The 12,802-nt window shown below is 68.0% G+C and carries 12 protein-coding genes; 6 read left to right on the forward strand and 6 right to left on the reverse strand.

The genetic code is table 11. From position 1 onward, the window contains the following. Positions 1–80: 80 nt before the first annotated feature. Positions 81–356 carry a translation initiation factor IF-1 gene (gene infA / locus VES41_RS05825; RefSeq protein WP_324814155.1) on the reverse strand — a complete coding sequence of 92 codons (276 nt, stop codon included), beginning with the start codon at positions 354–356 and terminating at the stop codon, positions 81–83. 404 nt (positions 357–760) lie between these two features. Between infA and VES41_RS05830 the strand changes: the two genes are divergently transcribed. Next, positions 761–1,648: a type 1 glutamine amidotransferase gene (locus VES41_RS05830; protein WP_324814156.1), complete on the forward strand. Its 888-nt coding sequence runs from the start codon at positions 761–763 to the stop codon at positions 1,646–1,648. 56 nt (positions 1,649–1,704) lie between these two features. After that, on the forward strand, positions 1,705–2,628 hold the full coding sequence (phaZ, locus tag VES41_RS05835) for a poly(3-hydroxyalkanoate) depolymerase (RefSeq protein ID WP_324814159.1): 924 nt from the start codon (positions 1,705–1,707) through the stop codon (positions 2,626–2,628). 10 nt (positions 2,629–2,638) lie between these two features. On the opposite strand, the gene VES41_RS05840 is transcribed toward phaZ, so the two are convergent. Both VES41_RS05840 and VES41_RS05845 read right to left on the reverse strand, forming a co-directional pair. After that, positions 2,639–3,607 (reverse strand): threo-3-hydroxy-L-aspartate ammonia-lyase, encoded by a 969-nt coding sequence (locus VES41_RS05840; protein ID WP_324814162.1) that lies wholly within the window; start codon positions 3,605–3,607, stop codon positions 2,639–2,641. A gap of 7 nt (positions 3,608–3,614) precedes the next feature. Beyond that, positions 3,615–6,578, reverse strand: coding sequence for a DNA topoisomerase III (locus tag VES41_RS05845; protein ID WP_324814165.1), 2,964 nt, complete (start codon positions 6,576–6,578; stop codon positions 3,615–3,617). Positions 6,579–6,673: 95 nt separating this feature from the next. On the opposite strand from VES41_RS05845, the gene VES41_RS05850 reads away from it, so the two are divergent. Genes VES41_RS05850 through VES41_RS05860 form a run of 3 tightly spaced genes read left to right on the forward strand, consistent with a single transcriptional unit; the run spans position 6,674 to position 8,314 of the window. Then, entirely contained in the window at positions 6,674–7,276 is a 603-nt protein-coding gene (locus VES41_RS05850; protein WP_324814168.1) for an SET domain-containing protein, read from the forward strand. Next, entirely contained in the window at positions 7,273–8,100 is an 828-nt protein-coding gene (locus VES41_RS05855) for a biotin--[acetyl-CoA-carboxylase] ligase (protein ID WP_414719059.1), read from the forward strand. The genes VES41_RS05850 and VES41_RS05855 overlap by 4 nt, the downstream gene beginning before the upstream one ends. Before the next feature lie 4 nt (positions 8,101–8,104). Beyond that, the gene (locus VES41_RS05860) at positions 8,105–8,314 is read left to right on the forward strand and encodes a sporulation protein (protein ID WP_324814170.1); all 210 of its coding nucleotides are present in this window, start codon (positions 8,105–8,107) and stop codon (positions 8,312–8,314) included. On the opposite strand, the gene VES41_RS05865 is transcribed toward VES41_RS05860, so the two are convergent. The 3 genes from VES41_RS05865 to VES41_RS05875 form a co-directional block, all read right to left on the reverse strand. After that, positions 8,280–9,722: a sensor histidine kinase N-terminal domain-containing protein gene (locus VES41_RS05865; protein ID WP_324814172.1), complete on the reverse strand. Its 1,443-nt coding sequence runs from the start codon at positions 9,720–9,722 to the stop codon at positions 8,280–8,282. The two genes, VES41_RS05860 and VES41_RS05865, sit on opposite strands and share 35 nt — an antisense overlap. Before the next feature lie 519 nt (positions 9,723–10,241). Further along, positions 10,242–10,916, reverse strand: coding sequence for a response regulator transcription factor (locus VES41_RS05870; RefSeq protein WP_324814175.1), 675 nt, complete (start codon positions 10,914–10,916; stop codon positions 10,242–10,244). Positions 10,917–11,030: 114 nt separating this feature from the next. Next, positions 11,031–11,516 (reverse strand): MarR family winged helix-turn-helix transcriptional regulator, encoded by a 486-nt coding sequence (locus VES41_RS05875; protein ID WP_324814178.1) that lies wholly within the window; start codon positions 11,514–11,516, stop codon positions 11,031–11,033. Between the two features lie 144 nt (positions 11,517–11,660). Between VES41_RS05875 and recA the strand changes: the two genes are divergently transcribed. Further along, a complete protein-coding gene (recA, locus tag VES41_RS05880; RefSeq protein ID WP_324814180.1) occupies positions 11,661–12,791 on the forward strand; it encodes a recombinase RecA in 1,131 nt (376 codons plus the stop codon). Positions 12,792–12,802: the final 11 nt, after the last annotated feature.

The following is a 12,802-nucleotide window of genomic DNA, read 5'->3' on the forward strand; positions in this document are numbered from 1 at the left end:
CTCACGCCGCAGCGCTGCCGACGCAGGGGGTCGGGCTCGACAAGCGCGGTCGGCGCACGCCTTCATGCCGGCGCGAAGGCTCAGCGGCGGTGGTGGTTGCCGCCGCCGGGGGTCGGGCCGGTGCCCGGCGCACGACGCTCGAGGTGGCGGAACGTGATCCGGCCCTTGGTGAGGTCGTAGGGGGACAGTTCGAGCGACACCTTGTCACCCGCGAGGATGCGGATGTGGTGCTTGCGCATCTTGCCGCCGCTGTAGGCGATCAGCTGGTGGCCGTTGTCCAATGTCACGCGGTAGCGGGAATCCGGCAGCACTTCTGTCACCGAACCGCTCATTTCGATCAGTTCTTCCTTAGGCATTCAATCCCTTTGCAAAATTCCTCCCGCAGCTTGGCCTGCAGGTCGCTTGCGGGTTGCCAGCATTCAATGCGGCGTGCCGCCCGTAGTCTTCGTTAGCGTCGACTTAGCGCGCTCGAGCCAACCCTCAATGATAACCGATAGGCGCCCATCGCGCATCGCGCGGCGGCTTGGACACTTGCTGGACGGGGGCTCCGGCGCTTTGCGGGGTTTTGCTTCGATGCTATGAAAAGCATAGCGCCGCGATCCATGGGAGAACGCGCGTGCGCCATGCGTTGCGCAAAGCACGAAAACGGTCTCCTCGTACAGCCGGCAGGGCGCATGCCTACAACATCGACCCGGCGAACGCGCCACAATCCAACTCAAGTTTCAACAACAGTTCGCCCGCCCGCCGGAGCCGCCACGGGATGACTCAAAGCGTTGCCAGCCGCCTCAAGATCGGCCTGTCGGCCTGCTTCCAGCACGCCGATCCCGCGCGGTCGCTTTTCACCAACAAGACCCTGCAGTACGTCGAGCAGTCGATCGCGCACTGGCTGATGTCGGCCGGCGCCATGGTCGTCATGGTGCCCTGCCCGACCGGCGAGACCGCGCGCGGCGACACCAGCCTGACGCACTACGCCGAATGGCTCGACGGGGTCGTCATGCACGGCGGCGCCGATGTCTGGCCCGGTACCTACGGCGAGGTGCCGCTGCGCGAGGCCTGGATGGGCGACCGCGTGCGCGACCTGTACGACCTGGCCGTGGTGGAAGCTTTCGAGCAGGCCGGCAAGCCGGTGTTCGGCGTCTGCCGCGGGTTGCAGCTGATCAATGTCGCGTTCGGCGGCACGCTGTACCAGGACATCGAAACGCAGCACCCCAACGCCCTGCAGCACCGCGACCCGATCAGCTACGACCAGAACTTCCACGACGTCGAGCTGGTCGAAGGCTCGCGGCTGTCCAAGCTCTACCCAGACGTGACGCACGCCCGGGTCAACAGCATCCATCACCAGGGCATCAAGCACCTGGCGCCCGGCTTCGACGTGGAGGCCTGGAGCTATCCGGACCATGTGCCGGAGGCCATCCGTCGCCGCCCCGGCGAGGGCGGCCGAGGCTACATCGCGGCGACACAGTGGCACCCCGAGTTCCATCGCGTCGACGGGCCGGTCCACACGATGGACGACACGGCCATCCTGCACGACTTCCTCAACGCCTGCCTGATGGCGCGCACCCTGCGCCACCCGCGGCCGCGGGGGCTGCCCGGCAAGGTGCGCGATCGCGCGTCGCGCCTGCTGCGCCAGGCGCTGCTGCGCCACTGAGGCGAGGAAGCCGCCGCCTCCCGAATGCATCCATCCCGAGGCCAGGCTCCTTCCTCATGACAGATTCCACGTTCCGCCGGATCCCGGACGCCGTCACCGGGCCCGCGTATGAGCGCCTGCGCGGCGTGGAGGTCGACCCGTCCTACGGCCTGCACGTCGGCACCATCGACATCGACGGGCAGGCTTTGCGCGTGGGCATCCGGCCGCGCGACCGGGCCGCGCCCGCCGACGCCGGCCGAAGGCCGCTGCTCCTGTTCAACGGCATCGGCGCCAACCTGGAATTGTGCGGGCCGCTGATGGCCTGCCTGGCCGGGCGCGAGACCATCGCCTTCGACGTGCCCGGCACCGGCCAGTCTCCCGCGCCGGGGCGGCCCTATCGCCTGTTCTGGCTCGCCCAGCTGGCGCGCCGGCTGCTCGATCGCCTCGGCGTCGAGCAGGTGGACGTGCTCGGAATTTCCTGGGGCGGCGCGTTGGCGCAGCAGTTTGCGCTGCAGTATGGGCGGCGCGTGGGGCGCCTGGTGCTGGCGGCCACCTCCACGGGCGGCGCCACCATGGTCCCGCCCCGGCCCTCGGTGCTGATGAAGCTGGCCAGCCCGCGCCGCCTTCTCGACAAGGGCTACCTGTCGCGCATCGCGCCCGAGATCTACGGCGGCCGCATGCGCTCGGACCCTCAAGCCCTGCGCCTGCTCGGCGAACTGGCGAGCGGCGGCGACCCGGCCGGATACCGCTACCAGTTGCTCGCCATGGTCGGCTGGACCAGCCTGCCCTGGCTGTGGCGCTTGCGCCAGCCGGTGCTCGTCATGGCGGGCAGCGACGACCCGCTGGTGCCGCTGGTCAATGCGCGCATGCTGGCGGCGCTGCTGCCCCGCGCGCGGCTGTGCGTGGTCGACGATGGCCACCTCTTCCTGCTGACCCGGGCGCGCGAGGTGGCGCCGCTGATCTCGTCCTTCCTCGACCAGGCCGAGGCGGCCGGCCGCTGAGGGCGGGCGTTCAGCCCACCAGCTCGCAGAAGCGCTTGAGGTCGACGTTGCCGCCGCTGATGATCACGCCGACGCGCTTTCCGGCCAGCGAAGGGGCCAGCCGGCGGGCCGCCGCAAAGCCGAGGCACCCGGTCGGCTCGACCACCATCTTCATGCGCTCGGCGAAGAAGCGCATGGCCTCCACCAGCTCGGCGTCGCTCGCGGTGTGGATGTCGTCCACGTCGCGCCGGATGATGGCGAAGGTGTGTTCGCCCAGGTGCTGCGTCTGCGCGCCGTCGGCAATGGTCCGAGGCGTGTCGATGTGGATGATGCGGCCTTCGCGCAGCGAGCGCTGGCCGTCGTTGCCCGCCTCGGGCTCGACGCCGTAGACCTTGCACGACGGCGCCAGCGCACGCGCGGCCAGCGCGCTGCCCGACAGGAGCCCACCGCCGCCGAGGCAGACGAACAGCGCGTCCATCGGGCCGCATTCCTCGAACAGCTCCTTGGCCGCGGTGCCCTGCCCGGCGATCACGTGAGGATGATCGTAGGGCGGAATCAGCGTCAGGCCCCGCTCAGCCGCCAGCCGGCGCCCGATTTCCTCGCGGTCCTCGGTGTAGCGGTCGTAGTGCACGACCTCGGCGCCGTAGCCCCTGGTCGCCGCCACCTTCATGGCTGGGGCGTCGTTGGGCATCACGATGGTGGCAGGCATGCCCAGCAGCCGCGCCGACAGCGCGATCGCCTGCGCATGGTTGCCCGACGAGAACGCCACCACGCCGGCCTTGCGCTGCGCGGCGTCGAAGCAGGACAGGGCGTTGAACGCGCCGCGGAACTTGAAGGCGCCCATGCGCTGGAAGTTCTCGCATTTCAGGAAGAACTGCGCGCCGGCGGCGGCGTCCAGGCCGCGCGAGGTGAGCGCCGGCGTGCGGTGCGCATGACCTTCGATGCGGCCGGCGGCTGCCACGACGTCGTCGTAGCCGGGGGTGGCGAGTGCAGCGCTCATGTCGACGTCATCCCAGGTGCTTGCCGACCACGCCGGCCAGTTCGAACATGCCCACCTGCGCCTGGCCGAACACCGGCAGCAGCTTGGCGTCGGCGTTGATCTTGCGCTTGTCGGCGGGGTCCTGCAGGTTGTTGGCCTTGATGTATTCCCACAGCTTCTTGATCACCTCGGTGCGGGCCACTGGCTCGCTGCCGATCACCGCGGCAAGCGCGGCGTCGGGCTGCAGCTTCGAGGCGGCGGCGGTCTTGCGTGGTGCCTTCGGCGCGGCGGCGGCAGGCGACTTCGCCGCCGTCTTCTTCGCGGCGGTCTTCTTCGCTGCCGGCGCCTTCTTCGCCGCCGCGGCGGCGGGCCGGGCCGCGGCAGTCTTGCGCGGCGGGAACTTGGAGGTGCGCGGCTCGAACTCGAAGGTGACCTTGCCTTCCTCCGGATTCCACACCAGGAATGCCTTGAAGGTCCGGCGCGTGCGCATCGAGACGAACTTGTCGAGCAGGTCGGTCTTGCCGTCGCGCAGCAGCTTCTGGATCTGCTCGGTCGCTACCGGCTGCGACAGCACCACCTTGCCGGTCTTGAAGTCGCAGCTCGGCGCCGGCTGGGCGGCGGTGGGCACGGACTTCTCGCACAGGTAGTTGCTGCCGAACTCGAACACGCGGGCGCCGCACTTGGGGCAGTTGCCCAACGGCGCCTGGTCGGAGAAGTCGACCAGTTCGCCGGTCTCGGCTGGGTCCTTCTCGTCGCCGAAGTCGAACTCCAGCTTGTAGTTGTGCGCCTCCTCGTCGTAGCGCAGCACGATCTCGGAGGTGAATGGCCAGCCGGCCTTGGAGCGGAAGCCCTCCAGCGGGCCGATGCGCTTGTCCGCCAGCAGCGCCTCGGCCTCGGCCACTTCGAAGGTGCGACCGGCCGGCGACTTGCCGAAGGAGAAGCCGCACGGCTCCTGGCCGGGCTTGCCGATGCAGCCGTAGCGGCGGTAGTTCTCGCGCACCACGCCGCCGCAGTTCGGGCAGGGCGTCGACAGCGTGGCGTAGTCGCCGGGCACCGTGTCGCGGTCGTACTCCTTGGCCTTCTTGACGATGTGGCGCGTCATCTCGGCGATCTCGCGCATGAACTCGTCGCGGCTGAGCTGGCCGTGCTCCATCTGCGCGAGCTTGTATTCCCATTCGCCGGTGAGCTCGGCCTTGGACAGCTCCTCCACGCCCAGGCCGCGCAGCAGCGTCATGAGCTGGAAGGCCTTGGCGGTGGGAATGAGTTCTCGGCCTTCGCGCAGGATGTACTTCTCGGCCAGCAGTCCTTCGATGATGGCGGCGCGCGTGGCCGGGGTGCCCAGGCCCTTCTCCTGCATCGCCTCGCGCAGCTCGTCGTCGTCGATCAGCTTGCCGGCGCCTTCCATGGCGCCGAGCAGCGTGGCTTCGGAGTAGCGCGCCGGCGGGCGCGTCTTCAGGCCCTTGGCATCGACCGATTCGGTCAGCACCTGCTCGCCGGGCTTGACCGGCACGAGGTTCTTGCCGTCCTTCTCGTCGTCGTCGCTGACGGCCTCCTTGCCGTAGATGGCCAGCCAGCCCGGCTTGACCAGCACCTTGCCGTCCGAACGGAAGGCATAGCTGCGGCCTTCGCGCTCGACCGTGCTGATGCGCGTCGTCACCTGGAATTCGGCGCTCGGGAAGAACACCGACAGGAACCGCCGCACCACGAAGTCGTAGAGCTTCTGTTCCGCGTCCGACAGGCCGCTGGGCGCCTGCAGCGTCGGGATGATGGCGAAGTGGTCCGAGACTTTCGCGTTGTCGAAGATCCGCTTGCTCGGCTTGACGTAGTTGCCGTCCACCGCCTGCTGTGCGAACGGGGCCAGGTGGCGCATGCCGCTGCCGGCCAGCATCTGCATGGTGTCGCGCACGACGGGCAGGTAGTCTTCCGGCAGCGCCCGCGAGTCGGTCCGGGGATAGGTCAGCGCCTTGTGCCGCTCGTAGAGCGACTGCGCCAGCGCCAGCGTCGTCTTGGCCGAGAAGCCGAAGCGGCTGTTGGCCTCGCGCTGCAGCGACGTCAGGTCGAACAGCAGCGGGCTGGCCTGCGTCGTGGGCTTGCTTTCCTCGGTGACGCTGGCCGGCTGGCCGCGCGCCGCCTCGGCGATGGCCTGCGCGTCACGCGCGTTCCACACGCGGTCGGCCCGCTGTTCCGGGTCAGGTTCCCCGCTGGGCAGCAGCGGCGCGTTCGCCTTCTTCCAGGCCGGGTCGAACCACTTGCCAGGGTATTGCCCGGCCTCGGCCTGGAATACGGCGTGGATTTCCCAGTAGTCGCGGCTGACGAACTTGCGGATCTGCTCCTCGCGTTCGACCACCACCGACAGCGTGGGCGTCTGTACGCGGCCGACGGTGGTCAGGAAGAAGCCGCCGTCGCGCGAATTGAAGGCGGTCATGGCACGGGTGCCGTTGATGCCCACCAGCCAGTCGGCTTCCGAGCGCGAGCGGGCGGCATCGGCCAGCCCCTGCATCTGGCGTTCGCTGCGCAGGCTATCGAAGCCGTCGCGGATGGCCTGCGGCGTCATCGACTGCAGCCACAGCCGCTGCACCGGCTTGCCAAGCCCCTTGCCATCGGCCTTGGCGCCGCCGGCGTACTGCTCGATCAGGCGGAAGATCAGCTCGCCCTCGCGGCCCGCGTCGCAGGCGTTGACCAGCGCCGACACGTCCTTGCGCCTGGCCTGGCGCACCACGGCGTTCAGGCGGGTCTTGGTCTTCTCGACCGGCTTGAGGTCGAAGCGCGGCGGGATGACCGGCAGGTTGGCAAAGCTCCACTTGCCGCGCTTGACGTCGAACTCCTCCGGCGCCTGGATCTCCACCAGGTGGCCGACGGCGCTGGTCACGATGTACCTGTCGTTCTCGAAGTGCTCTTCGTGCTTGTCGAACTTGCCGGCCACCGGCGTGAGCGCGCGCACGATGTCCTGCGCCACCGACGGCTTTTCCGCAATAACCAATGTCTTTGTCATCTGAGCTCTCTCTACAATCTGCCGCTACGCGCTCGCGTGCGCATGTGTGCACATACGCGCGCAGGCCTATTTATTCAAACTACCAGACTTCGGCGATGCCTTCCAAATCCACACAGACCGGCGGTCGTCGCATCCAGATGCGCCGCTCGGCCGTCCATGGCAACGGCGTGTTTGCCGCGCAAGACCTGGCAGCCGGCGAAACGCTGGTCGAGTACAAGGGCGAGGTGATCGATTGGCCGGAGGCGCTGCGCCGCCACCCGCACGATCCGTCGCAGCCCAACCATACCTTCTACTTCCACGTCGATGAGGAGCACGTGATCGACGGCGGGGTCAACGGCAACGTCGCCCGCTGGATCAACCATTCCTGCAATCCCAACTGCGAGGCCGACGAGCAGGACGGACGCATTTTCATCAAGGCCCTGCGCGACATCCCGGCCGGCCAGGAACTCAATTACGACTACGGCCTGATCATCGACGACGAAGAATACAGCCCCGAGCTGCTGGCCGAATTCCCCTGCTGGTGCGGCGCCGAGACTTGCCGCGGCACGCTGCTGTCGCCGCGCGAGGACGAGGGCAAGAAGAACAAGAAGAAAAAGAAGAAGGCCAAGTCGAAGTCGTCCAAGGGCAAGGCAAAGCTCGAGGGCAAGGACAAGGAAAAATCCAAGGACAAGAAAAAGTCGTCCAGGAAGAAGGGCTGAGCGCCGTGGCCGCTGCCGACTGGCCGCTTGCAACACTCGACGCGCAACTGGGCGCGCTGCTGCCGGCGTGCCGGGCGGAACACCTGGACGCGGTCGATTCCACCAGCACCGAGCTGATGCGCCGCGCCCGCGCCGGCCGCTGCGAGCCGGTGCTGCTGGTGGCCGACCGGCAGACGGCCGGGCGCGGCCGAATGGGCCGGCCCTGGCAAAGCGCGCTCGGCGCGGACCAGCCCGCTTCGCTGACCTTCTCGCTCGGCCTGCCGCTGGCGCCGCGGGACTGGTCGGGCCTGTCGCTGGCCGTCGGCATCGCGCTGGCCGAAAGCCTCGACCCGGACGGTGCCGCCGGCCTGGCGCTGAAGTGGCCGAACGACCTCTGGCTCGAAGGTCGCAAGCTCGGCGGCATCCTGATCGAGACCGCCGGTGGCGGCCAGTCGGCGCGAAGCGAGCGCCAACTGGTGATCGGCGTGGGCCTCAACATCGATGCGCGGCCGGCAACCGATGGCATGAGCACCGCGCCGGCATGGCTGCGCGAATGGCAGCCGCAAGCCTCCCCCCAGAGCGCCCTGCTGCAAGTGGCTGCGCCGCTGCTGCAGGCGGTGCTCGCATTCGCCGAGACCGGGTTCGCACCGCTGGCCGAGCGCTTTGCCCGGCGCGACACGCTGCGTGGGCGCGACGTCCAGCTCAGCGACGGCCGCTCGGGCCGCTGCGCCGGCGTCGGGCCGGGCGGTGAACTGCTCGTGCATACTGGCCAGGCAATGGAAGCGATCACCAGTTCAGAAGTCAGCGTGCGGCCCCGGGCGGCGTCGGCACCACGCCAGGGTTGACGCCGTGCTGCGCCTGCTTTTCGTTGTGCTCCTGCTGGCCAACGGCCTGTACTTTGCCTGGTCCGAAGGGGCACTTGCGGCGTTCGGCTACGTGCCGGCCAGCCTGACCGAGCGCGAGCCGCAGCGCATGTCCCAGCAGATCCGGCCGCAGGCGCTGGTGATCCGCCCGGCGCCGGCGCCTAGCGCTCCCGCGCCAGTTCGAAACGGACAGTAAAGCGCGAGCCCGGCGGCTGCCGGCCAGGATGGGCCTCTTCATGGCTGACCTGGGCGGCATGCCGGTCGGCGATCTCGCGCACGATCGGCAGGCCGAGCCCGGAGCCGTCCGCCTCGCTGCCCAGCACCCTGTAGAACGGTTCGAACACCAGTTCGCGCTCGGCCTCGGCGATGCCCGGGCCGTTGTCCTCCACCTGCAGCAGCAGCACCTTGCCGAACGGGTCGCCGAGCACCCGCACGGTGATCACGCCCGGGTGATCCGCCGACGACGGCGTGTAGTTGATGGCGTTGTCCAGCAGGTTGCGCACCAGTTCCTTGAGCAGCGTCGGATGGCCCTGCAGCTGCACGCCCGGCGCGCCGGGCTGGTGGCCGTCGTAGCCGAGGTCGATGCGCCGGTCCAGGGCGCGCGGGACGGCCTCGCGCACCACCTCGATGGCCAGCCGGGCGAAGTCGCACATCTGCGGCGCAAGCGCACCGATGCCGCCTTCGGCGCGCGCCAGCGACAGCAACTGGTTGACGGTGTGCGTGGCGCGGATGCTCGAGCGCCCGATGTGCTTGAGCGACTGCTTGAGGTCGTCCGCGTTGGTGCCTTCGCGCAGCGCCAGGTCGGCCTGCATGCGCAGCCCTGCCAGCGGCGTCTTGAGCTGGTGCGCCGCGTCGGCCAGGAAGCGCTTCTGCGTGGCGAGCGTTTCCTTGAGCTTGATCAGCAGGCCGTTGACCGACATCACCAGTGGCGCCACCTCGACCGGCACCTGGCTGTCGTCGAGCGGGCTGAGGTCGTCCGAGCGCCGCTCGCGGATGCGGTCTTCCAGCTCCGACAGCGGCTTGATGCCGCGCACCAGCGCCAGCCAGATCAGCAGGATGGCCAGCGGCAGGATGGCGAACTGCGGCAACAGCACGCCCTTGATGATCTCGGCGGCCAGCACGCGCTGCTTCTCGCGTGTCTCGGCCACCTGGACCTGCACGCGCCGCGCCGCGCCGTCGGGTCCTCGCAGTTCGACCCAGGTCGCGGCCACGCGCACGGTCTGGCCGCGCATCGTGTCGTCGCGCACGATCACCTCGCCGTCATCCGCCTCGTCCGGCGGCCGCGGCACGTCGGCGTCGCCCCCGAGAAGCTCGTCGTCGGCACTGAGCACCTGGTAGTAGACATGGTCGGTGTCGTCGGCGCGCAGGAGCTCGCTGGCGGCCTGCGGCAGGTGAAACTGCAGCGATCCGTTCTGGAAGGTCACGAGCCGGGCCAGCGTCTGGGCGTTGAACTCGAGCGTGCGGTCGAACGGCCGGTTGGCAATGCCCTGCGCCACCAGCCATGTCACGCCGATGCTGACCGGCACGAGCAGCAAAAGCGGCGTGAGCATCCAGTCGAGGATCTCGCCGAACAGGGAGCGCTGGCCGCGTTGGAACAGTCTCAAGTGATCTTTTCCTCGATGGTTGAAGCTTGAATCGTCAATTCAGTGTCCCATTTTTGCGGATGGCGAAATAGTTCCGCTTCGACATCAAAGACGAACCTAGGCTTCACAGTTACTTCGACTCGAACACAGAGAAAAACATGAATTCCGAGCAGGGCGGCTGCTCTCGTCAGCGCATTTTCTTGTTGCGGACGGTGCTGACAATCCTTTCGATCGCGACGCCTGCCGCGTGCAGTGGCGGCAGTGGCGGCGGCGCAATTTCCTCGGAAAGAAATATGTCGAGAGCCGGTTCTGGCCAGGCGTCCGGCGAGCCGGCAGAGAACGCTCCGGACGATCGCTGTCTGCGAGAGGCCATCGACAGTTCAAGGCTGTCGCCAGACTTCGCGCGACCTCACTGCGGTTCGACTGCTGATGTCCATCGACGAAGATGGAGTCCTCACCGGTGGAGTAGATAGGAAGGCCGGCACTATGGGCGCGGGACCTTTGCAAGCAATGGCAGGGGTGCAATTCCGGACTGACCCACTATCCCTGGATCTTTTCCAGGCAGTAGCCCAGGCCGCGCACCGTCGCAATGCGGATCGGGCCCTTCTCGATCTTCTTGCGCAGGCGATGGATGTAGACCTCGATCGCATTGAGGCTGACCTCCTCGCCCCATTCGCACAACCGCTCGACCAGCTGGTCCTTGCTGACCAGTCGTCCGGCGCGTTGCAGCAATACCTCGAGCAGGCCCAGCTCGCGCGCCGACAACTCGATCATCTTGCCGTCGATGGTGGCGACGCGGCCGGCCTGGTCGTACACCAGCGGACCGTGGCGGATGGCGTTGCTGGTGGCGCCCATGCCGCGGCGCGTGAGCGCGCGAACACGCGCCTCGAGCTCCTGCAGCGAGAAGGGCTTGGCCATGTAGTCGTCGGCGCCGTAGTCCAGGCCCTTGACCCGCTCTTCCACGCTGTCGGCGGCGGTGAGCACCAGTACCGGCATCTGCGAGCCGCGGGCACGCAGGCGCTTGAGAATCTCCAGGCCGTGCATGCCGGGCAGCCCGAGGTCGAGGATCAGAAGATCGAACTCGCTGTTGGTCATGAGAGCGGCGTCTGCCTGGGTGCCGCTGGCGACGCGGTCCACGGCGGCGCCCGACGTGCGCAGGCTGCGCAGTAGCGCATCGGCAAGCACCTGGTCGTCCTCGGCAATCAATATGCGCACGCTGTCAGTCTCCGCTGCAGGCAACGCCCCCGACATCTGATGCACCGAGGTTTGCGCGCCGTTGTTGTTCTTGCCGCCCTGCGGCGGAAATTCTAGGCCCGAACAGGCGCCGCCCTAGGCAGCGGCATAGGCTTCGAGGCCGATGGTCAGCACCGTGGCGATCTCGTCGCCGACGCTGGCGCGGAATTCGTCCTCGGCCTGCGCGACAGCGCGCCGGAAGGCATTGAGCCAGGCCAGTCCGTCGGCGGTGAAATGCACCACCCGCGCCCGGGCGTCGCGCGGGTCCCCCGCACGCGTGACCAGGCCCCAGGCCTCGCATTGGTCCACCAGCGTGCCCATGGCCTGCTTGGTCATGCCGGCGCTTTCGGCCAGTTCGGTCAGACGCGAACCATGGCGCGAGAGGTGGCGCGTGATGTGGATGTGCGCCGCGCTCACCTGCTGGCGCGCCGCCAGGTTGGACAGCGCCAGCGGCACGTCGACGTCATGCGCCATGAGGGTGAGCACGCGCTCGTCGAATCGGCGCATGGCGTGGCCGAGCAGGCGGCCGAGGTGTGTCTGGCGCCAGGCGTCGGGATCGTGCGGAGAGGCGGCTTCGGTCACGGCTAGATGGTAAGGCAAACTGACCAAAAAATGGCTTTACGCCGCGCCATGGCCTCGTACACTACTGTTCAAGCATCCAGGCTGTAGTTTGAAACAGGCCGATCAGCATCACACAACCCATTGATCTTCAAGGAGTTTTCTCACATGGACGCAATCGTCAAGGGCGCGAGCATCGCCAACGCCAACAGCGAAAAGGCCAAGGCCCTGCAGGCCGCGCTGGCCCAGATCGAAAAGCAGTTCGGCAAGGGCACGATCATGCGTCTGGGCGAGGGCGAAGCCCTGCAGGACGTGCAGGTGGTCTCCACCGGCTCGCTCGGCCTGGACATCGCCCTGGGCGTCGGCGGCCTGCCGCGCGGCCGTGTGGTCGAGATCTACGGCCCGGAATCCTCGGGCAAGACCACCCTGACCCTGCAGGTGATCGCCGAGATGCAGCGCCAGGCCGGCACCTGCGCCTTTGTCGACGCCGAACACGCCCTCGACGTGCAGTACGCGCAAAAGCTCGGCGTGAACCTGTCCGACCTGCTGATCAGCCAGCCCGACACCGGCGAGCAGGCGCTCGAAATCGTCGATTCGCTGGTGCGCTCGGGCGCGGTCGACCTGATCGTGGTCGACTCGGTCGCCGCGCTCACGCCCAAGGCCGAAATCGAAGGCGAGATGGGCGACTCGCTGCCCGGCCTGCAGGCGCGCCTGATGAGCCAGGCGCTGCGCAAGCTCACCGCCACCATCAAGAAGACCAACTGCATGGTCATCTTCATCAACCAGATCCGCATGAAGATTGGCGTGATGTTCGGCTCGCCAGAGACCACCACCGGCGGCAATGCGCTCAAGTTCTACGCCTCGGTGCGCCTGGACATCCGCCGCATCGGCACCATCAAGAAGGGTGACGAGGCGATCGGCAACGAGACCAAGGTCAAGGTGGTCAAGAACAAGGTCAGCCCGCCGTTCAAGACGGCCGAGTTCGACATCCTGTTCGGCGAGGGCATCTCGCGCGAGGGCGAGATCATCGACATGGGCGTCAACGCCCGCATCATCGAGAAGTCCGGCGCCTGGTACGCCTACGGTGGCGAGAAGATCGGCCAGGGCCGGGACAACGCCCGCGAGTTCCTGCGCGAGAACGTCGAACTGGCCCGCGAGATCGAGAACAAGGTGCGCGAATCGCTGGGCATTCCGCTGCTCGCCGCCGATGTCGATGCCGAGCCGGCTGGCGCCGCCCCCGGCAAGCCGCAGAAGGCCTCGAAGGCCGACAAGGCGGACAAGGGCGACAAGGCCGAATAAGTCCGGAGCGC

Origin of the sequence: Variovorax sp. (assembly GCF_035634955.1) — a bacterium.
Taxonomy (GTDB): Bacteria; Pseudomonadota; Gammaproteobacteria; order Burkholderiales; family Burkholderiaceae_C; genus Variovorax.

Coding starts and splice junctions, on each gene's coding strand:
- infA (WP_324814155.1), bottom strand. CDS start 356: ATGCCTAAGGAAGAACTGATCGAAATGAGCGGTTCGGTGACAGAAGTG.
- VES41_RS05830 (WP_324814156.1), top strand. CDS start 761: ATGACTCAAAGCGTTGCCAGCCGCCTCAAGATCGGCCTGTCGGCCTGC.
- phaZ (WP_324814159.1), top strand. CDS start 1,705: ATGACAGATTCCACGTTCCGCCGGATCCCGGACGCCGTCACCGGGCCC.
- VES41_RS05840 (WP_324814162.1), bottom strand. CDS start 3,607: ATGAGCGCTGCACTCGCCACCCCCGGCTACGACGACGTCGTGGCAGCC.
- VES41_RS05845 (WP_324814165.1), bottom strand. CDS start 6,578: ATGACAAAGACATTGGTTATTGCGGAAAAGCCGTCGGTGGCGCAGGAC.
- VES41_RS05850 (WP_324814168.1), top strand. CDS start 6,674: ATGCCTTCCAAATCCACACAGACCGGCGGTCGTCGCATCCAGATGCGC.
- recA (WP_324814180.1), top strand. CDS start 11,661: ATGGACGCAATCGTCAAGGGCGCGAGCATCGCCAACGCCAACAGCGAA.